20 protein-coding genes are annotated in these 20,687 nt (G+C 51.6%); 13 read left to right on the forward strand and 7 right to left on the reverse strand.

Features of this window, described 5'->3' with window-relative positions; all coding sequences use genetic code 11:
• Positions 1 to 29 precede the first annotated feature (29 nt).
• Complete coding sequence (gene pal, locus D568_RS0109165) at positions 30 to 539, forward strand: peptidoglycan-associated lipoprotein Pal (protein ID WP_020209299.1); 510 nt, start codon at positions 30 to 32, stop codon at positions 537 to 539.
• A 10-nt stretch (positions 540 to 549) separates the two neighbouring features.
• The gene (locus D568_RS0109170) at positions 550 to 1,374 is read left to right on the forward strand and encodes a YbgF trimerization domain-containing protein (RefSeq protein WP_020209300.1); all 825 of its coding nucleotides are present in this window, start codon (positions 550 to 552) and stop codon (positions 1,372 to 1,374) included.
• Between the two features lie 505 nt (positions 1,375 to 1,879).
• Here the strand turns inward: D568_RS0109170 and ppnN are convergent.
• Entirely contained in the window at positions 1,880 to 3,292 is a 1,413-nt protein-coding gene (gene ppnN / locus D568_RS0109175) for a nucleotide 5'-monophosphate nucleosidase PpnN (RefSeq protein WP_020209301.1), read from the reverse strand.
• Between the two features lie 472 nt (positions 3,293 to 3,764).
• Between ppnN and D568_RS0109180 the strand changes: the two genes are divergently transcribed.
• The 8 genes from D568_RS0109180 to D568_RS0109215 are packed head-to-tail and all read left to right on the forward strand — an operon-like array spanning position 3,765 to position 8,980.
• A complete protein-coding gene (locus D568_RS0109180) occupies positions 3,765 to 4,490 on the forward strand; it encodes an urease accessory protein UreD (RefSeq protein ID WP_245551617.1) in 726 nt (241 codons plus the stop codon).
• Between the two features lie 15 nt (positions 4,491 to 4,505).
• Complete coding sequence (gene ureA / locus D568_RS0109185) at positions 4,506 to 4,808, forward strand: urease subunit gamma (protein WP_020209303.1); 303 nt, start codon at positions 4,506 to 4,508, stop codon at positions 4,806 to 4,808.
• A 22-nt stretch (positions 4,809 to 4,830) separates the two neighbouring features.
• Positions 4,831 to 5,136: an urease subunit beta gene (locus D568_RS0109190; protein WP_020209304.1), complete on the forward strand. Its 306-nt coding sequence runs from the start codon at positions 4,831 to 4,833 to the stop codon at positions 5,134 to 5,136.
• A gap of 1 nt (position 5,137) precedes the next feature.
• Positions 5,138 to 6,841, forward strand: coding sequence for an urease subunit alpha (ureC, locus tag D568_RS0109195; protein ID WP_020209305.1), 1,704 nt, complete (start codon positions 5,138 to 5,140; stop codon positions 6,839 to 6,841).
• A gap of 52 nt (positions 6,842 to 6,893) precedes the next feature.
• On the forward strand, positions 6,894 to 7,406 hold the full coding sequence (gene ureE / locus D568_RS0109200) for an urease accessory protein UreE (RefSeq protein WP_020209306.1): 513 nt from the start codon (positions 6,894 to 6,896) through the stop codon (positions 7,404 to 7,406).
• A 2-nt stretch (positions 7,407 to 7,408) separates the two neighbouring features.
• A complete protein-coding gene (locus D568_RS0109205; protein WP_020209307.1) occupies positions 7,409 to 8,080 on the forward strand; it encodes an urease accessory protein UreF in 672 nt (223 codons plus the stop codon).
• A 30-nt stretch (positions 8,081 to 8,110) separates the two neighbouring features.
• Complete coding sequence (gene ureG / locus D568_RS0109210; RefSeq protein ID WP_020209308.1) at positions 8,111 to 8,728, forward strand: urease accessory protein UreG; 618 nt, start codon at positions 8,111 to 8,113, stop codon at positions 8,726 to 8,728.
• A 24-nt stretch (positions 8,729 to 8,752) separates the two neighbouring features.
• Positions 8,753 to 8,980, forward strand: a complete 228-nt coding sequence (locus D568_RS0109215; protein WP_020209309.1) for a hypothetical protein — start codon at positions 8,753 to 8,755, stop codon at positions 8,978 to 8,980.
• 48 nt (positions 8,981 to 9,028) lie between these two features.
• Here the strand turns inward: D568_RS0109215 and mgrA are convergent, their stop codons facing one another.
• The 3 genes from mgrA to D568_RS0109235 form a co-directional block, all read right to left on the reverse strand.
• A complete protein-coding gene (gene mgrA / locus D568_RS0109220) occupies positions 9,029 to 10,042 on the reverse strand; it encodes an L-glyceraldehyde 3-phosphate reductase (protein WP_020209310.1) in 1,014 nt (337 codons plus the stop codon).
• 102 nt (positions 10,043 to 10,144) lie between these two features.
• Positions 10,145 to 11,062 (reverse strand): cysteine synthase A, encoded by a 918-nt coding sequence (cysK, locus tag D568_RS0109230; RefSeq protein ID WP_020209312.1) that lies wholly within the window; start codon positions 11,060 to 11,062, stop codon positions 10,145 to 10,147.
• A gap of 60 nt (positions 11,063 to 11,122) precedes the next feature.
• Positions 11,123 to 12,358: a hypothetical protein gene (locus D568_RS0109235; RefSeq protein ID WP_020209313.1), complete on the reverse strand. Its 1,236-nt coding sequence runs from the start codon at positions 12,356 to 12,358 to the stop codon at positions 11,123 to 11,125.
• 207 nt (positions 12,359 to 12,565) lie between these two features.
• Between D568_RS0109235 and D568_RS0109240 the strand changes: the two genes are divergently transcribed.
• From D568_RS0109240 to ahpF, 3 genes are all read left to right on the forward strand, one after another.
• Positions 12,566 to 13,501 (forward strand): HPP family protein, encoded by a 936-nt coding sequence (locus D568_RS0109240; protein ID WP_020209314.1) that lies wholly within the window; start codon positions 12,566 to 12,568, stop codon positions 13,499 to 13,501.
• Positions 13,502 to 13,763: 262 nt separating this feature from the next.
• On the forward strand, positions 13,764 to 14,330 hold the full coding sequence (ahpC, locus tag D568_RS0109245) for an alkyl hydroperoxide reductase subunit C (protein WP_020209315.1): 567 nt from the start codon (positions 13,764 to 13,766) through the stop codon (positions 14,328 to 14,330).
• A 118-nt stretch (positions 14,331 to 14,448) separates the two neighbouring features.
• The gene (gene ahpF, locus D568_RS0109250) at positions 14,449 to 16,032 is read left to right on the forward strand and encodes an alkyl hydroperoxide reductase subunit F (RefSeq protein ID WP_020209316.1); all 1,584 of its coding nucleotides are present in this window, start codon (positions 14,449 to 14,451) and stop codon (positions 16,030 to 16,032) included.
• 85 nt (positions 16,033 to 16,117) lie between these two features.
• Here ahpF and D568_RS0109255 read toward each other — a convergent pair whose 3' ends face one another.
• From D568_RS0109255 to D568_RS0109265, 3 genes are all read right to left on the reverse strand, one after another.
• The gene (locus D568_RS0109255; protein ID WP_020209317.1) at positions 16,118 to 16,669 is read right to left on the reverse strand and encodes a porin family protein; all 552 of its coding nucleotides are present in this window, start codon (positions 16,667 to 16,669) and stop codon (positions 16,118 to 16,120) included.
• 627 nt (positions 16,670 to 17,296) lie between these two features.
• Positions 17,297 to 18,448: a pectate lyase family protein gene (locus tag D568_RS0109260; protein ID WP_020209318.1), complete on the reverse strand. Its 1,152-nt coding sequence runs from the start codon at positions 18,446 to 18,448 to the stop codon at positions 17,297 to 17,299.
• An 82-nt stretch (positions 18,449 to 18,530) separates the two neighbouring features.
• Positions 18,531 to 20,678, reverse strand: a complete 2,148-nt coding sequence (locus D568_RS0109265) for a DUF1349 domain-containing protein (protein ID WP_020209319.1) — start codon at positions 20,676 to 20,678, stop codon at positions 18,531 to 18,533.
• Positions 20,679 to 20,687 lie beyond the last annotated feature (9 nt).

Consider the following 20,687-nt stretch of genomic DNA (forward strand, 5'->3'; position numbering starts at 1 on the left):
AAAAATCAACAATTTGATCGGAGTTAATCATGATTACTAAAGCAATGAAACAGGGTCTGAGTTTTGCGTTTGTTATGGCATTTTTGGTGGGCTGTTCAAGCACCGACACCAAAACCGATGATGCCGATACTGGCGCAAATGGCGGTGGTGTGACCACTGGCACTGCAGATGGCGGCAACTTGGGTTCCAGCGATGGCTCACAAGATGGAATGCAAGATTTAGAAACCGTAATTTACTTCGACTTTGACCAGGCGGTACTGCAGCCAGATGCACGCACTTTGCTGATGGCTCACGCTGAGCAATTGCGCGGCAGCAACGCTTCTGTACGCTTAGAAGGCCATGCCGATGAGCGCGGTTCACGTGAGTACAACATGGCACTGGGTGAGCGTCGTGCGAACGCCGTTCGTGATTTCCTGGTATTGCAAGGTGTAAACCGCAGCAACCTGGAAGTGATCAGCTACGGTGAAGAGCGTCCTCTGTCTCTGGGCAGTGGTGAGTCTTCCTGGAGCAAAAACCGTCGTGTAGAAATCGACTACTAAGAGCGTCGGAATGAAGAACCCCCTGTTGTTAACGGCTGTTTTAGCGGCCGTTTACTCTGCTGGTACACAGGCTCAGGTTCAGGTAGTGGACTCCCCGGTGCAAAGTGCGCCGGGGCAGGCCGCTACAGTTGCCCCTAATGGCCTGAATAATAATCAACAAGCCGAGCTTTTCTATCAGCTACAAACTCTGCAGCAAGAAGTTATGAACCTTCGAGGCCTGGTTGAAGAGCAAGCCTTTGAGCTAAAGCGGTTAAAACAGCAAAGGCTCGATGATTATCTGGACCTTGATCGTCGTATCAGTGCGTTAACGACGGGGACTACCCCAGACACATCTCCTGCAGCTGCGGCGTTTGCGCCAAATGGTGACACACAGGTTTCTTCTGCTTCGCAACCGGCTGCCAATATAGGCACTCGCACATCCGGGGTGGATGTGGCGGCTGCATTACCGGCCGGCGTGTCGGAGGGGGCGAGTGAAGCTGAGGTGTACGGTGCTGCCTACGATCTGCTGAAGCAACGTCAAATCGATGCGTCGGTAGCGGGATTTAAAGCCCACTTAGAGCGTTTTCCTCAGGGCGAATATGCCTCAAACAGTTATTACTGGCTCGGTGAAATTTATCTGCTGAAGAACGACTTACCAGAAGCTCAACGGTGGTTTGGCGATTTATTGGCGGAGTTCCCGGACAGCCGTAAGGTGCCTGATGCACAGTTTAAGTTAGGTAAGGTTTACCACTTGCAAGGGCAGAATGATCGTGCTCGTGAATTGTTGGACATTGTGGCCGCAAGTAACGCCGATGCTTCGCGTTTGGCTCAGCAGTATCTGCAAGAAAACTTCTAAATAGCCCCTTCTTTTCTATCTTTGCGCGGGGTGTTTAACCCCGTCGATACGGAACCTTGTTGTTCCACCTCTGCACAGTCGGTCGTACTGAGTCAACCGCGTCTTGCGATGCAGGAAAAGAGGGAGGGTAAAAAGTAGGTAAAAAAAAGGCCCACATAGTGGACCGCGGGTGAACTTGTATCCATGTTCGAAACGTGAGCTTAAATCCCTAGCTCCAGCATCCTGCTTGTATGTCCTTAACCCCTGTCGTGGTTAGCTCGGCAATCCTGTCCGTTAGCGACTGTCCTTAATCCTTGTCTTCCGTATTGGTTGTGATGGTGTCGTTCCTTGGCCTTCCTGGCAGCACATCCTGTAAATCATCCTGATTTTATCGGTGTCCCTGCAACGTCCCTGTGAGATACAGTTTCGTCCAACTGTAAGGTTTTGAAAAGGCGCTATTAACGCTTCTTTCTGTAGGATATTTCCTACATTGCCATGGTGCTGTTTCAATAGCGTGACAGTCACGTTACACAATTTCGTAACAGGGGCTGTAATGGCTGCCGGGCAGCTTCATGCGTCCTTGTGCTTGAAACGCTTTTAACAATTCGTCGACCGGCTGCATAATGCATTGCTCGCCACTGATTTTAAAAAGACCGTGAGCTTCTATCGCTCGAATACCCTCTTCTTTTACATTGCCTGCAACAATGCCCGAAAAGGCGCGCCTTAGGTTGGCGGCGAGCTGGTGATTATCCAGATCACGACTGAGCTGTAAGCTGCGCATATTCTCGTGGGTGGGTGCAAAGGGCTGCTGAAAATCCGGGGAGATTTTCAATTGCCAATTAAAATAATACGCGTCGTCGGTATTTTTACGAAAGGCTCTAACTGAAGCAATTCCGGCGACCATCGCGTGGGCCACAGCTTCCGGATTATCGATGATAATCTGGTATTTCTGTTGTGCCTCAGGCCCCAGAGTTGCACTGATAAACTGGTCGATTTGGCGGAAGTAGTCGGCGGCAGAGGCAGGCCCTGTGAACACTAAAGGGAAGGGCAGTTCACGGTTGTCAGGGTGCAGTAAAATGCCGAGCAAATACAAAATCTCTTCGGCGGTACCCGCCCCCCCTGGAAATACCACAATACCGTGACCGGCGCGTACAAAAGCTTCCAGCCGTTTTTCAATGTCGGGCATAATGGCCAGCTCGTTGACAATCGGATTCGGCGCTTCAGCGGCGATGATGCCCGGCTCGGTAATACCGATATAACGCCCTACACCTAACCGTTGTTTGGCGTGCCCGATGGTGGCACCCTTCATTGGGCCCTTCATGGCACCCGGGCCACACCCGGTGCATATATCCAGCCCTCGTAATCCCATTTGGTATCCGACTTTTTTGGTGTAGTCGTATTCGCCCATGCTGATGGAGTGGCCGCCCCAGCAAACGACGACGTTGGGATCGACTTTGGGGCGAATAATATCGGCATTGCGCAACATGTGAAAAACAGCGTCGGTGGTGTCTTCGGGCGCTGCACTTTGCAGAACGTGTCTTAGGCGTTCATCGCTGCTGGCGAAAATTACATCGCGTAATACAGCAAAAAGGTGTTCGCTGATACCCCGGATCATTTTGCCATCCACAAAAGCGCTGGCGGGTGCGCCTTTTACATCCAATTTGATACCGCGCTCTTCTTGAATAATACGAATGGCAAAATTCGGGTAGCGCTCCATCAATTCTTTGCCGTCATCCAAAGAGTTGCCGCAGTTCAATACGGCCAGTGCGCAACTGCGAAACAACCTATAAAGCCCGCTTTGGCTGACATCCAGCAATTTGGCGACTTCGGCCTTGGAAAGAATATTAAGCTGGTCCTGAGGTGAAATAATCGCATCGATGGTGTGGTAAATACCGCTCTCTCGATGGGTGTGCTGGTAGGGCAACTGACTTTGTGGCATAGACTTCTACTTCCTGTTGAACAACTATTTTGTTCGAGTGTAACGCATCTGAATTGATGGACGTTTAATAATTTATAAATCAATGGATTAGTGGGTGATTCAAACTGGTGCGCTATGGGAGTTTTATCTTATGGGTGCACCGTTGTTGTGCACCTAGGGCGTGACTGCTGGTGAATTCCCTTATTATGACTGGTCTGTCAGAGGATTGTGGTTGGCATGCTTCTTGTTTTTCATTGCCCAACAATAGGCCGTCCTGAAGGGTGGCAGACAAAGAGACGATGTTTTGACCTCAAATGCCCCGATGCAGACTCTACAAAAGAACTCTGCTCAAAACAGTTCTATCAAAGTACCTCGGTCCTGGCCTGCCAGTTTATTTTTACGTTTGGCATCCAGTGGCGGAGCGACACGCGTAGCAAGATCAAGGCACCAGGGTCCGTTAAGAATTCAAAGGCCGTTTTATCCCGAAAACAGTTTGGCTCACGTTTATTTATTACACCCACCGGGCGGATTGGTAGTCGGCGATCAATTGTCACTGAATATTGAAGCTGCTCAGGGCTCACAGGCGTTGGTAACGACACCCTCGGCGGGGAAGGTCTATTCACTGCAAGCCTTACAGCATTGCGATAAGAGCACCACTCAAGGACAGACCGTTACTTTAAAGCTTGAACAGAACAGCTCGCTGGAATGGCTACCCCAAGAAACGATTATTTTTAACGGTGCCAATGCCCGATTGCATACGAGCCTAGAGGCAGGGAACGACAGCCAATTTTGTGTATGGGATATTGTTTGCCTCGGACGGCCCGCTTGCAATGAGGTTTTTAGCGATGGCGAAGTTTTACAAACCCTAGAGGTGAAGGTAGAGGGTAAGTTGTTACTTCGAGAGCGCAACCGCATTTGTGGTGGCGCTTCTATAATGACATCCCCTTGGGGATTGCAAGGGGCAGGTTCGTTCGGAACACTCGTCGCAAATGTCACTATGCCACGCAATACAATTGATGAGCTTCTGCAAACACTGGCGCGAACTCATGGTGATCACGGAGCCCGCTGGGGGATTACCCAGAAGCAGGGGTTGTTGATTGCTCGTTATTTAGGCGCCAGTGCGGCTCAATGCCGCATCGGGTTTGCAGTGATATGGTCGGTTCTAAGGCCCGCTTTGTTAGGGCGTAAGGCCGTTGAACCAAGAATTTGGAATACCTAGCTAGGGGATTGCAAGATGGAATTAAGCCCAAGAGATAAAGACAAACTGCTGCTTTTTACCGCAGCCTTGTTGGCCGAAAGACGTAAAGCCCGGGGGGTTAAACTTAACTACCCAGAATCGGTTGCTTTGATCAGCGCTGAAATTATGGAAGGGGCGCGTGATGGTAAAACCGTTGCCGAGTTAATGGATTATGGCCGTCAAATTTTAACCCGCGATGATGTGATGGATGGCATTGCCGAGATGGTGCACGAGGTTCAGGTAGAGGCCACCTTCCCCGACGGCACCAAGCTTGTCACTGTGCACAACCCCATTGTTTAGACGGCCCGCTTAGGAGATTGCGATGATACCCGGACAATACGATATACAACCCGGCGAGCACCTGCTGAACGAAGGGCGTGCTACGTTGACATTAACCATTGCCAATACCGGCGATCGCCCCATTCAGGTTGGCTCGCACTACCATTTTTTTGAAGTGAATCCGGCGCTTGAATTCGACCGTCCTAAAGCACGTGGTTTTCGCTTGAATATTGCCGCTGGCACGGCGGTAAGGTTTGAACCGGGTCAGGAACGCGAGGTGGAATTGGTAGAACTGGCCGGTGATAAAATCGTGTACGGGTTTCGCGGTCAGGTAATGGGGGAGCTATAAGATGGCGACAATTGACAGACGCGCTTATGCGGAAATGTTTGGCCCCACTACGGGTGATAAAGTTCGCCTTGCCGACACCGAGCTGTGGATTGAGGTAGAAAAGGACTACACCATTTACGGTGAAGAGGTAAAGTTCGGCGGCGGAAAGGTTATTCGCGACGGTATGGGTCAGTCGCAAGCCAGTTGCGCCGATACCCCCGACACCGTGATTACCAACGTGCTTATTCTGGATTACTGGGGTGTGGTAAAAGCAGATGTCGCCCTAAAGGGTGGTCGTATTGCCGCGATCGGCAAAGCGGGCAACCCGGACATTCAACCGGGCGTTACCATTGTAGTGGGCCCGGGCACTGAAGTGATTGCCGGTGAGGGACAAATTTTAACGGCCGGTGGTATCGACGCGCATATTCATTTTATTTGCCCGCAGCAAATCGAAGAAGCGTTAATGAGTGGCGTGACCACCATGATTGGTGGGGGCACAGGCCCGGCTACGGGCACCAACGCGACTACCTGTACACCTGGCCCCTGGCATTTGGCGAAAATGTTGCAGGCGGCCGAAAGCTTCCCTATGAACCTTGGTTTTTTAGGTAAAGGCAACGCCAGTTTACCTTTGGCTATCGAGGAGCAGATTGCCGCAGGTGCACTGGGGCTTAAGCTACACGAAGACTGGGGCACCACCCCCGCATCCATCAACAACTGTTTAAACGTGGCTGAACAATACGATGTGCAGGTGGCCATTCACACGGACACGCTGAACGAATCGGGCTTTGTGGAAGACACCATCGCTGCGTTTGATGGCCGCACCATTCACACCTACCACACCGAAGGTGCCGGTGGTGGTCACGCGCCGGATATTATCAAAGCGTGCGGCTTGCCCAATGTACTGCCCTCGTCCACGAATCCCACCCGTCCTTACACCGTGAACACCATTGATGAGCATTTGGATATGCTGATGGTATGCCACCATCTTGATCCAAACATTCCCGAAGACGTGGCCTTTGCCGATTCGCGTATTCGTAAAGAGACCATCGCGGCGGAAGACATACTCCACGATTTGGGCGCTTTCTCGATGATCAGCTCGGACTCGCAGGCCATGGGGCGGGTAGGGGAGGTGATTTGCCGAACCTGGCAAACCGCACATAAAATGCGTGTACAGCGCGGTGCCATTCCCGGTGAAACGTCAAGCGGTGATAATTTGCGGGCAAAGCGTTACATCGCCAAGTACACCATTAACCCGGCGATTGCTCACGGCATTTCCCACGAAGTGGGTTCTATTGAAGTGGGTAAGCTGGCCGACTTAGTCCTGTGGAAGCCCGCCTTTTTTGGTATTAAGCCCTCGCTTATTATAAAAGGCGGCGCGATTGCTGCGGCGCCTATGGGCGATCCCAATGCGTCTATTCCCACCCCGCAGCCTGTTCACTACCGCCCCATGTTTGGCGCCTATGGCAAAGCCTGTACCGGTACTTCGGTAACGTTTGTCAGTCAGGCATCCATCGAAGCCGGTATTAAAGGTTCATTTGAGTTAGAGCGGCGCCTGGTGGGTGTGAAAAATTGCCGTTCAGTGACAAAAGCGTCAATGATTCTTAACGACTACCAGCCGCACATGGAGGTTGACCCACAAAACTATGAAGTGCGCGCCGATGGTCAGTTACTGACTTGCGAGCCCGCAACCGAGTTGCCCTTGGCGCAGCGCTATACGTTGTTTTAAGTTGAGCGTGTTGTAGGCGCTTACGAGAGTTAATGATTAAATGGAAAAATCTATGTTAGAAGCTTTTGAGGTAGTCCAGGGGCAAGCGCCTGTGGATTCACCCTCAGTTGAACTTACCTTCGAGCAGCGGCAAAAAAGCCGCTACCGCACTGAAACTGCCTGCGGCCAACCGCTGGGCTGGTTTGTAGAGCGCGGCCATGTATTGGCCGATGGCGAATTCTTAAAGTGCAGCGATGGAACTTTAGTTAAAGTGGTTGCGGCGTTAGAAACCGTCAGCAACGTAGTGTGTGAAGATCGTCGGCAACTGGCACGGGTGGCTTATCACTTAGGCAATCGTCATGTGCCCTTGCAGGTGGGTGATAATTTTGTCCGCTATCAGCACGATCATGTATTGGACATTATGGTTGAAGGCTTGGGTCAGAAAGTCAGCTGCGAACAGCAGCCGTTTAACCCAGAAAATGGGGCTTATCACGGTGGTTCCCACGGTCATGCGCATTCACATAACCACTCACACGCTCACGAGCATTCTCACCGTGATGGGCACAGTCACAGCGAGGCGGTCTAACGGTGGTACAAGCGTCACTGTTACATCTGCTTCACTTGGTGAGCCCGGCGCTTCCGGTGGGTGCCTACGCCTATTCACAGGGGTTGGAATACGCGGTGGAAGAAGGGTGGTTGGATGACGAAGGCGCACTGGCCGATTGGCTTGAAAATGTTATGGGGCAGTCGCTCGCGTATTTGGATGTACCTGTTTTACGTCGCTGCTATCTCGCCTGGCAAGATGCAGATCTCGCGGCCGTCAATCACTGGAATCATCTGACTCGCGCCTGCCGCGAAACCTCCGAGCTGCTGTTGGAAGATGAGCAGCTGGGCCAGGCGTTAAACCGCTTGCTGAATTCGCTGCAGGTGCCCGACAGTGATCCGGCGCTTTATGAGACAACCCCGTGCTTTGCGAGCCAGTTTGCTTTGGCAGGTGTTCACTGGCAGGTTGATATAGATGAGTTAGCTCAGGGGTTTGTGTGGAGCTGGTTAGAAAATCAAGTGGCCGCTGCCACCAAAATCGTGCCTTTGGGGCAAACTCACGCGCAGCAGTTGTTAACTCAGTTAATGCCCGCTGTGCTTGACACGTGTGAGCGTGCAAAAACGGTAACTGATGACGAAATTGGCTTGAGCTTGCCCGGCCTTGCGATGGCATCGTGTTTACACGAACGGCAGTACACACGCCTGTTCCGTTCGTAAAAATTGAGTGAATAAATAAAGAGAGCAATTATGAAAAAACCAACCTTGCGCTTGGGTATCGGCGGCCCCGTTGGCTCGGGAAAAACCGCTTTAGTGAAAACCCTGTGTGCGCACCTCAAAGATAAATACAATATTGCGGTTATTACCAACGATATTTATACCCGGGAAGATGCTGAGTTTTTGCAACGTCACCAGGCGTTGGATGACGATCGAATTATTGGTGTGGAAACCGGCGGCTGCCCCCATACGGCGATTCGGGAAGATGCCTCTATGAACTTATCCGCGGTTGCTGAACTGCAAAGCCGACATGAAAATCTGGATGTGGTTCTGATTGAAAGCGGTGGTGATAACCTGGCGGCAACTTTTAGCCCTGAATTGTCTGACCTAACGCTGTACGTAATTGATGTATCGGCGGGTGATAAAATTCCCCGCAAAGGTGGTCCCGGTATTACCAAGTCCGACTTGTTGATTATCAATAAAATTGATCTCGCGCCATTAGTGGGCGCAGACTTGGGTGTGATGGATCGCGATGCGAAAAAGATGCGCGGTGAAAAACCTTTTCTGTTTACCAATTTAAAAGATGAAACTGGCGTTGCCGATGTGATCGCCTTTATTGAAAAAGCTGGCATGTTAACCGGCGCTGTTTAATCAAATTATTATGAGGGTTTAACGATGAAAAAATGCTATGGCTTAGCAATGTCTATTTTACTGGCCGGTTTTTCGCTGCTGGCGCAGGCCCATCCACATCATGCCGAACATGCCTCAGATCACATCCATTTTTCTGTGGCCAGCTTTTCTTTGGTTGCTTTTATGCTTGTGGGTTATTGGGTGTTTTCACGGTATTTGCGGGGCCGTGACCATGAGCAAAGTGAAAAAGTCCGCAAAGAAGACAAACGTTAAGCAAAGCGCGGGGTAGTTTTCTACCCCGCGCTTTAGCGGCTGACAATTTTACTTAACAATGGAGTCAATGGTAGCAATTTCTTCGTTACTGAACTGAAGGTTTTGCAGTGCTGAGACTGAATCCTCAATTTGCTCAACTCGGCTTGCTCCAATAATGGCGCTGGTCACTGTTGTGTTGTGCAGTACCCAGGCAATAGCCATTTGTGCCAGTGTTTGTCCGCGCTCGAGTGCTAACTCGTTTAAAGCGCGAATCTTTTCTATGGTTTGTTCGCTGATGTCATTCTCATTCAGATAAATTTGATCGGCTCTGGCCGCGCGGGAGTCTTTTGGAATTCCTCCCAGGTATTTATCGGTGAGCATCCCTTGAGACAGCGGTGAAAAGACAATCGCGCCCACGCCTTCTTCATCCAGCACATCCGTTAATCCATCTTCAATCCAGCGATCAAATAAATTGTAGCGCGGCTGATGAATCAGCAGTGGCGTGCCAAGTTCTTTGAGAATCGCAGCGGCTTTGCGGGTTTGCTCTGGCGAATAACTGGAAATACCTGCGTAGAGCGCACGCCCCGAGCGCACAATATAATCCAGGGCGCCCATGGTTTCTTCAAGTGGGGTGTCGGGGTCCATGCAGTGGGAGTAGAAAATGTCAAAATACTCCACTCCACAGCGCTTCAGGCTTTGGTCGCAGCTGGCCACGAGGTATTTGCGCGAGCCACCGACTCCGTAGGGGCCGGGCCACATGTCATAACCCGCTTTGCTGGAAATGATCATTTCATCGCGGTAATGATTCAAACCATCGGCCATGACTTGGCCAAAAGTGGATTCGGCCGAGCCATAGTTGGGCCCGTAATTGTTGGCCAGATCAAAGTGGGTAATGCCCAGGTCGAAGGCGCGATGCATCATCGCCCGGGCATTGGCCAACGAATCAACGGCGCCGAAATTTTGCCACAAGCCCAGTGATAGGCGAGGCAGTAGCAGACCGCTTTTGCCACAGCGTTGGTAGGGCATGTTTTCGTAACGCGACGGGGCGGCGCGGTAAATAGGGTTGGGTTCGTGTGTGATCATGAGCGGTCTCTTATCTGGCTATGATTATTTTGAGCGGCAATTTTACGAAAAAACCGGCCGCAGGCGGCCGGTTCTGACGATTCTTAACAGAGCTTTGTACGCTTAAGCGCTGAACAGGTCGTCGATCGACAGGTAGCGCTCGCCGGTATCGTAGCAAAACACCAGGATTTTACTGCCGGGAGCAAAATCGGCTTCCTTTTGTTTTACCGCGGCCAGGGTTGCACCGGAAGAAATACCGACAAATATCGCTTCTTTGCGGGCACACAGGCGCGCCATTTCAAAGCTGTCTTCTTCACTGACCGCAATGGTGCCGTCCAGGCTGTCTTTGTTGAGAATCTCCGGCACAAAACCCGCGCCTATGCCTTGCAGGCGGTGCAGGCCTTTCTCTTTCCCGGCAATGACCTGGGATTTTTCTGGCTCTACGGCGTAGGTTTGCATCTTGGCGTTCACTTTTTTCAACTCTTCGCTACAGGCCGTGATATGACCGCCAGTGCCAACGCCGGTAATCAAATAGTCAACGCCCTCGGGAAAGTCCGCCAGAATTTCTTTGGCGGTTGTGTCGCGGTGGGCTTTAACATTCGCCTGATTGGTAAATTGCTGTGGTGTCCAGCTGTTGGGGTAGTCATCGCGAAGCTCGCTCGCCTTGTTAATCGCGCCGCCCATCCCTTGTTCTTTAGGGGTCAGCACCAGTTCTGCGCCCAGCGCTTTCATGATTTTGCGCCGCTCAACCGACATGGATTCGGGCATGGTCAGGATGAGTCGGTAGCCACGTGCGGCGCACACCATCGCCAAGCCGATGCCGGTGTTACCACTGGTGGGCTCGATAATAACGGTGTCTTTTTGCAGTAACCCGCGGTTCTCGGCGTCTTCGATCATTGCCAGGGCAATACGGTCTTTGATGCTGGCGCCCGGATTAAAGCGCTCGGCTTTCATCCACACCTCAATGTCGGAGCGAAACAGGTGGTTGATACGAATATGCGGCGTGTTACCGATGGTTTCGAGAATATTATTGACCTTCATTAGGTGGCTCCCTGTGGTTGGTTGGACCATGAGTGGATAACAAATCTAGCAGAATCTGGATTATTTATCTTCCGTTGCCAAAAGCTCAGTGTTTTGCAGCAAAGCTGAAGGTTTCCCCGTTAACGATTCGACAATCTCTTTGAGATCCGCAAGGCTGACATCACCCACCTGAATCATGGCTTTAACGGCATCATCCAGTGACTTCTTGCCGTCGCTGTGGACTTTGATTTCGTCGTCCAGCTCGTCGAACAGCAGTGCCGCGCGAGCGGTTCGCTCACCACTGGAAGATCGGGCGTACAGGGTTGTGACGTCTTTACTCCAGTCGGCCAGCCACTCGGTCACCAGCGTGCGGCGTTCGTCAGTCATACCACCGGCGCGGTGCAGAATGTCAAAGGAGTAATACTCGGCCAGGCCCTCGGCAATCCAGTCATCTTCGTCTTTACCGCTGATACTGGTAATGGTGTGAAACAGCTCATGCAGTAAGGTGCTGGTGCCGTTTTCGCTGACCATGGGCCGGTCGGCGTGCAAAAACAGCGAGTTTGGCCCAGACAGGCCCCCGCGCCACATGGGGTCCCCCGCGCTCACCAACAGTATTTTTTCCGGCGTTTCGCCTACCACTTCTTTGATGGTGTTCCAGTTGAGCAGCACGAAACTCAGTACATCCATACGTTTAACCGCGTTGCCCAGTGGGGCACTGATGGCAAGGTGGGTGTCTTGCATACGCTCGCGGCGCGTGCCCAGTTTACCGGCTATAAACCAGCCTGTGGGGCGGTCAAAGTTGCGCTCTGGGTCGTTGATGTCGAAGGTGGCTGCTTCGGTTTTCAGCCAGCCGCTGTTCACCGAGGTCCAGTGCTCTGGCAGAGTGAAGTTCAGGCTGGCTTTACTCTCAACGCCCTTGTCTGTGCGCACGCTGGCGGGCGGTATCAAATCGTCGCCGCGAAAAATCGCAAAGTCTTGTTCACGAATGGAGTCGTAGCCATCGCCACGACGTTTGTGGTTTAGTTTGACTTTAAGTGTTAGCTCGGCGTCTTTTTGGGGCGGCTGCCAGCGCGCACGGCCGTCTTCAAGCTCTAGATCGCCATTGGCTTTAACGTCGCTGTGGAAGTCTTTATCCAAATTAAAGTCAATTTCCCGAACGCTGGCGGCATCAGGTATAACCACGCTGACATAGGCGTGCTCTGTATCGCGGGTTAAATCCACCTTGTATTGAAGGGAATAGGTGTCGGCGAGGGCTGCTGATGTAAAAACGCTACTAATTACGTAAAAAGTAAAAAGGCGAAAAATATAAGTAAACATTAGGTTCCTTAACTATTTCATTGAAAACTATAACGTTATTGACCGTGTGTCGGAGTATGAGTTGCCGTTTGGAGGCGCGTTTAAATTTCCGGAGTCTAATTTAGCAAGGTTTCAGCCAAGCTTGCGTTGCTTAGGCCCTCACACTAGTATGCACCGCTTTAGTGCGGGCGTTATTCTGACCTCGCCTGGCTCAGGAGGAGGTGAAGTGTGTCGCGAATTATTGAATGGTTGGGTATAGAGTTCAATACGACCAGTCATAAAGACAAGGTGATCTCCGGGGTTGGGGCGTTGGTGGGCATCGCCTGTGTGTTTTTTATTTGCCGGTCGGTAGCTGGCGATTTCACGGCAACCTTGATGCTCGCTTCTATGGGCGCTTCGGCGGTACTGCTGTTTGCGGTTCCTCACGGCACCTTGTCTCAGCCCTGGCCTTTAGTCGGCGGCCATGTGATTTCTGCCGTTATTGGTGTGAGCTGTCAGCAGTTGTTAGGGCATTGGGCTATCGCGCCTGCTGTTGCTGTAGGTCTGGCGGTAGCGGCCATGTGTTATTTGCGTTGCATTCATCCTCCCGGCGGCGCTACAGCGCTAGCGGCGGTGATAGGCGGCGCTGAGGTTCACGAGCTTGGTTATTGGTATGTAGTGGCTCCGGTGGCCTTAAATGTGGCGGCCATTTTGATGGCGGCACTGGTGTTTAATAATCTGTTTCACTGGCGCCGTTATCCCAGTAGCCTGATGCGCAGCAACGCCCCTAAAAGTCAGGCTCCGAGCTTAACCCATGAAGATTTTGCCGCTGCCATGCACGAGCTGGATACCTATGTGGATGTGAGCTCTGAAGAACTCTCGCAGATATTTGATAAGGCCTGGGCACATGCCCGTCACAGCGACAGTGATCATCTCGAGTTGCACAAAGGGCACTATTACAGCAACGGCGAAACCGGTGATTTGTGGTGTATTCGCCAGGTGTTCGATGCCGATGACGACCTAGGCCCGGATAAGGCCAAGCTGATCTATCGCAATGTGGCGGGTGTCAGTGGTGAACAAACGGTGTTGTGCACTGCAAAAGAGTTTCGCCAGTGGGCCAAGTTTCGGGTGATCAATACCAATGGCCGCTGGGTGAAAGTGGTGCAAACGCCCGTCGATCATTAAGGCACTAGGCTTATCCTGTAGCTTAACCTCAATTCAGTATCAACTCTGGACCATTGCCCAGCTTGGTTCAGGGGCTCTCCTTCGCTTGTCTATTGCTTCTTGCTACTTCTGAAAGACCAAATATATCAATGGCTGGCAAGTTATTGCCTTTATTTATTAGCAGTATTTGTATAGTTAATTTCAACCATGGGGTCTTTGTTAATAGTATTAATCCCGTGAACGAAATCACGACAATTAACTAACTCGTAAGCAGGAGTAATACATGTCTCGTTATATGAACAGTGAAGTAAAACCTTTCCAAGCCAAAGCCTATTTGAACGGCGAGTTTATCGATGTCAGCGACAGCGACTTGAAAGGTAAGTGGTCGGTTGTGTTCTTTTACCCCGCAGACTTCACCTTTGTGTGCCCCACCGAGCTGGGCGATTTGGCAGACAACTACGAAGAGTTACAGCGCCTTGGCGTAGAGGTTTACTCGGTGTCCACCGATACTCATTTCACTCACAAAGCCTGGCATGACTCGTCGGAAACCATCGGCAAAATACAGTTTCCGATGATTGGCGACCCAACCGGCACCATCACTCGCAACTTCGGTGTGATGATTGAAGAAGAGGGCATTGCAGATCGCGGTACCTTCGTAATTGATCCAGAAGGTCGTGTGCAAATTGTTGAAATTACCGCGGGTGGTATCGGTCGCGACGCGAGCGAACTGCTGCGCAAAATTAAAGCTGCACAATACGTGGCTGCTCACCCAGGCGAAGTGTGCCCAGCGAAATGGAAAGAAGGTGAAGAAACCTTGGCACCATCGCTGGACCTGGTTGGCAAAATCTAAGCAACCGAAAGTCGTTTTTCTGTAAGAACTGCCCTGCGCTTTTTAGTGCAGGGCACTAGCTCCCCCAAGTTGCCGGCTTAGGCCGGCTTTTTTTGACCCGAATTTTTAAGGCACGCATATGTTGGATGCATCGATTAAACAACAATTGGACACCTACCTGCAGAAGATTGCCGAGCCGATCGAGCTGTGTGTGTCCATGGACGATAGCGAGAAAGCGCGCGAACTGAGCGCCTTGGCAACCGAAATTGCAGCGCTGTCGGAGAAAATACAATTAACTTATCAAGCCGCCGGGCGCTCGCCCAGTATGGGAATTGCCAAAGCGGGCGAAGCACCGCGAGTGATCTTTGCCGGCATTCCCTTGGGCCACGAATTTACCTCGCTGGTATTGGCTCTGTTGCAAACGGGTGGCTACCCAGCAAAAGCCGAAGAGGCTTTGCTGCAACAAATTCGCACACTCAAAGGCCCATTGCAGTTTGAGACCTATGTGTCTTTGTCCTGCCAAAACTGCCCGGATGTTGTGCAGGCGCTTAACTTGATGGCTGCAGTGAATCCGTCCATTAGCCATACGATGATTGACGGCGCGCTGTTTCAAAAAGAGGTGGAAGAGCGCAGCATTATGGCGGTGCCCGCTGTATATTTGAATGACGAACACTTTGGCCAGGGCCGAATGACGCTGGAAGAAATTGTCGCCAAATTGGATACCTCGGGCGCAGAAGATAAGGCGGCCGAACTCAGCGAGCGTGATCCTTACGATGTATTAGTTGTGGGCGGTGGGCCCGCGGGCGCGGCAGCGGCCATTTACGCGGCGCGTAAAGGTATACGTACAGCACTGTTGGCTGAGCGCTTTGGTGGCCAGGTGATGGATACCGTTGGCATCGAAAACTTTATCTCTGTGCCTTACACCGAAGGCCCAAAGCTGGCCGCTGGGCTTGAACAGCACGTTAAAGAATACGGTGTGGATATTATTACCGCTGAGCGTGTGGCCGACATCCAGCGCAAGCAAATGATTGAGCTTAGTACCGAGAGCGGCGCGACTTTATCCAGCCGTTCGGTGATTCTTGCCACGGGCGCTCGCTGGCGTGAGCTTGGCGTGCCTGGCGAAGAAGAATATCGCACCCGCGGTGTTGCCTATTGCCCGCATTGCGATGGCCCCTTCTTTAAGGGTAAATCTGTGGCGGTGATTGGTGGTGGTAACTCGGGTATAGAAGCGGCCATTGATCTGGCCGGTATCGTAAAACACGTTACCGTATTGGAGTTTGCCGATACGCTTCGTGCTGATGAAGTATTGCAGAAAAAAGCGCGTTCGCTGCCCAATGTGGACATTATTGCTAATGCACAAACCACGGAAGTTTTAGGCGATGGTAAAAAAGTGACCGCACTTGAGTACCTGGATCGCGTTAGCGGTCAGGCCAAGAAAATTGAACTTGCCGGTGTGTTTGTGCAAATTGGTTTGGTGCCCAATACCGAATGGCTTAAAGACTCAGAGCTGCAGTTAACCAGTCGCGGTGAAATTGAAATTGACGCTCGCGGGGCAACGTCTATACCCGGTGTGTTTGCTGCAGGCGATGCGACCACCGTGCCCTATAAGCAGATTGTGATCTCCATGGGCGCAGGCGCTACTGCTGCATTGGCTGCGTTTGATTATCTGATTCGTGAGTCCGTGTCGGATGATGAAACGGTCGGTTTAGCAAAAGCGGGTTAGAGAGATGCTTACGGTTGATTAACTGTGAAATAAAAAAGCGTGGGGAATCCCACGCTTTTTTAGTCTTCTGTTTGGGTGTAGGTAACTAAAAAGTCACCGAAGCGCCAATCGAGTAGAAATCAATATCGGCTTGGTTTGCCTCAAAAATTTCATACTCGGCGCGAATCCCAAAAGAGCCTAAATGGAATTTGGCACCTAAACCGTAGGCTGGGTCTGTACCGGAATCTGAAGTGTTCAAAGATACGTTCTCAATATCACTGTCCCAGTCGATAAAGCCCGCCTTACCGAATAAGCCAACGGGGCCGAGGTTAACGCCAACCAGCCCTGATAGATTCCAACCATTGACGTCGATTTTGGTATTCAGATCGTTTTGTGAGCCAAAATCAATATAGCCCCCTTCAACGGCCAGATCCAAAAGTGGCACTAAGCCAAAATTATAGCCAGCAAAAAGTTTGTAGCCGGTATCGTCGTCATCAAAATCAATACGACCGATGTCCGCTAAATCATCATCAAAGCTCAGCTCTGCGTTACCCATAGAGCCGCCGATATAAATACCGCTGTCCGAGCCTGCGTAAGCAACGCCAGTAGCGGTGGCGGCAGTTATAAATAAGGTTAGGGAGGAAAGTGCGCGCTTCATTGCCAATAGCTCCTTTTAGTCGGCAACTGATAGGTTTATTCAAACTAGCAGTTGCTTGGTTGATTGTCTATCTGCCTTTTGTCACAAAGCCTGCTGGAGCCCGTTGTTGCGGCTCAGTTAGCAAAAGTGACCTTGGGTTTTAGGGAGTTCCCCATAAAAAAGGGGCCGCATAAGCGGCCCAAGGGGGGAGGGTGATGTAGCCACGGCTGTGGCTGTCATCGAAGGGTATAAAAAGGGGCCATGGGGTGGCCCAACGAGGGTGATCTGTCTTGGGTGGCGAAAAGCATGACGTAAACTTCTTGTCCTAATACTTCTATGGCTTTAAATGTGTTGATCATGCTTTGCGTCCTCGTTAATGCTAAGCAGGATGTGGTGAGCGTGGCGCTCTGTTTCCTGCTGACTTGTCTAGACTATAGCGATGAGCGTGCCAGTTTTGAAAAAGTGTTTTAAAACAGTGGCTTATGGTTTTTTGAGTGGTGTTGCTGTGAGGTAAGGAGGCGAGGGGTTAACGGTTTTACAAAGTCTGCTGTAGCTCTTGCAAAATAGTCGTGCTGATAAAAAAAGCGGCGGGCAATGCCCGCCGAAGTGTTTCTGAGCATAGAAACAGGAGGAGAGAAGGTCAGGGCGCTACAGACAATCGTTAATTTTTCCGCTGCCTGCATAGGCGGTGAGGTGCTCCACCACGTCGCTGGCGGGCATGGCGGTGTATTCGTACTCTGGGGTATAACTGACCGTAGACTCTAAGTCGGTACCGGGACCGGCAATAATGTCGCTGCCACTTGGTGTGCTCCAACTGATGTTGTTGTAAATGTTATCGGCCAAGTCCCAATAGCCCACTTCACTAGAGTAAAAGCTGACGATGGGGTTTTTCACATTTTCAAACACGGTGCCTTCTACACGGATGTTGGCCCCCATGCGCGAGTTGATTGCGGTAGATGAGACGTTTTTATAGTAGTTATTGAGAATATGGCTTTCACCATAGCGAAACAACGGCATGCGCGAGCTGGCGTTTTCCCAGAAGTTGGCATAGAAAGTAATACGGCGGTGGGCATTGTCTTCATCGCTGCTGCCCCACAGGGAGGTTTTCCAGCTGTCGTGCAGGTAGTTGTACGAAATGGTGACATTATCCACATCGCGTTTACCGCTCACCAGCTCGTCGTAATAGTCTTTGTCGGAATCTAAGGTGTTGTAGATTTCATTGTGATCAATCCAAATATTGCTGGCAGGTCCTTCCAGGCTGATACCGTCTTTCTCACCGATGTCGACATAGCGAATGATCAGGTTGCGGATAATAATATTTGTCGCATCGGAAACCTTAATCCCAATGCCATCCAGCAGGGCGTTGTCTCCCACACCAATAATGGACACATCCGACATATCTTTAACGTCGAATTTGTCGGTATTGGAGTTGTCCGGGTTAATGGTGCCATCGACAAAAATGGTCAGCGGGTCTGCGCCTTTGCCCGCGAGAGCCTGAGCAAGCTCGGCGCCTGTAGTAACGGTGACACTGCTGCCGCCCGCACCGCCAGTGGTGCCGCCGCCAAGGCTTGCAAAACCAACTACGGTGTTCATTTGTTCACAGTGGCTTGCCACGGATGAACTGGACGAAGACACCTGTGAGGAAGAGCTTTCGCTACTGGCAACCGAGCTGCTTGAAGAGCTGGACGAGCCGTTATCGGGATAGGTAGGGTCGCTGCCGGTGGTGGGGTCATCAGAACCACCACAAGCGGCCAGAAATGCGCTCAGTACCAACAGGCTGGAGTAGGATACTGCTTTCATAATTTGTCTCGTATTAATGGGATACAGCGTTTATTGAGAACAAAAAGATAACGCAGTGGCTGTTGCCACTGCGTTATCAACCTTACTCAACGATTTCTTCGATACTGATGTTGTCGAAGGACACGGTGATGTTGTTTTCACCGGGCGCCGCGTAAAGCCCTACGTACCAGCTGTCGCTGTCGGGTGTGGCTTTAAAGTCGCTGGTGCTGTTGGCTTGCACAAAGTCGATACCGTCTTTCGAGTAGTAACGCTTCAGGCGTTTTACATCCCCGTCGTCGTAGATTTCAATGCGTACGTAATCTCCAACCTCAAGCTCGCCAATGTCTGAGCGCGAACGGCTACCGCTGGGTTTCATCTGCGCACGTGAACCAACCAGTTGTGCCGGTTCTCCGTCCACGTAAAAACCAGCGTCAGCCCAACCGGGCAGGTCGGCAAACTCACTGACCGGATCAAGGTTTTCCATGATCATAATGCCAAAGCGGTAGGCATTGCCTGCTCCCACATTCGCGCCTTGTACATCGGTAATTTGGGCGGTGAACATAAAGTCACTCATCTCGACCATTTGATGGGCGAAGAACAGGTTGTGGTTAGATGATGACATGTTGCCGCCGGTGGCGGTTAAAGTGGCCGAGAAGGCTTCATTCTCGGTCAGCTCACCAGAGGGGGCAATATCGGATTCGCCGGCCATGTTCAAGGTGCTGGGAGTCCACTCGGCGTCGGAGCCCGGGGCACCGTCGAGATACTCAAAAGTGATGTTCTCAAGGGTCAGATTACCCACGCGGCTGTCGGCGCGAATTTGGATGAACGAGTTGGCGGTGCCAAACTCGGGCTCCAGCACAAGCTCGTAGGGCAAGATAATATCTTCGGGAGTCAGCTCAGAGACTTTGGAATCGCCGCCGTGCAATGAGTTGCCAGAGCTGGTGGTGTTATTGTCGATATACACCTGGAATTTACCCGGATCGGCCGGATCGGCGCTGGTAAAGTCCGTCACTGTCATACGAATACGGTAGGGCGCCGAGAAGTCCATATCACCGCTTGGCGCAACACCTTCGGCTGTCGGTGTACCTTTGTCGCCTATGGTAAAGCGCGCGTTGTTTAGGCTGAGCGCGTTGTTTTCGATGGTAATACGGCTGCTGCCGCTGGTGACCTTGTAGAAAGGGTCGGTGCGATCGGTGGAGATCGACAGGAACTCCGCCTCGTCGTTTTCGCCGAACAGGGTATCGGCATCGCTGGACAGATCTACGGTCAATGGCAGACCACCGAAGGGGATGCCTTCAATTTCGGGCTCTGGGGCGTTGTTGTCATCACCGCCGGTAGCGGGGTTTACCAGCTTGTAGTTAGAGTCTTTGGTTGAGCAGTCGGGCTGCGGGTTGTTACCCACATCGTCCTGATACTCGATAACCAAATCATCAAATACAGTCCAGCCGCCGCTGGATACACGCATGGAGATAAACGAGTTTTCGGTGCCTACGAGTTCTGGTTTAGAGCCTACAAGCTCGCCGCCTTTTTGCAAGGTGGTGTTGCCGGGAATATTAATTTCTACGCGTTGGCCTGGCACTAAAGTGTTTACCGGTTGATTGAAAATACGCGAGCCGACATTACCGCCACCGTGAATGGAGTTGGCTTCACCGGTGGTGTTGTTGTCGACGTAAATTTGGAAGTCGCTGGAGCTTGCTGTGTCGGGGCGCGCCACCACGCAGAACGAAATTTTGTAGTCGCGGCTTAAGTCCAGCTCACCCCAACTCAAGCCTTCATCAATGCCGTCACCGGGGGTTGAATTTTTGCGTGGGTCGGCAACATCACCCGCCAGAGGTGAAACGGTTTGCGCGATGGTAAAACGGGCATCACCTAAGCGCATTTTTTGGTCCGGGTCAGCGGTGATCCAGTTACCGCCTTCCACATCCACACTGCCGTCATCCATAAACACACCGGCCATGGAATAGAAGAACGCGTCTTCGTCTTCTTCAGCGTCGCTGGCCAAAGCGCGATAGTCGGCGCTGAAAAATCCCTGTGTATCGTTTGCGCCAAAGTCTTCAATGATGGGTAAATCAGTGTTGGTGATTTCGGGCAGATCGCTGCCGCCATCACCACCGCCGTCACCGCCACCGGTGTCCGGCACTTCGATATCGATAATAATGTCGGGTGCGCTGGAGTCGGGTTCGCTACCGCAACCGACGACTACGCTGCTTGCTATGATCAGAGAGCTTAATAGCTTGAGCTTAGTGTTCATAAAGACCTA

The organism is Gilvimarinus chinensis DSM 19667, from assembly GCF_000377745.1.
Lineage (GTDB): Bacteria > Pseudomonadota > Gammaproteobacteria > Pseudomonadales > Cellvibrionaceae > Gilvimarinus > Gilvimarinus chinensis.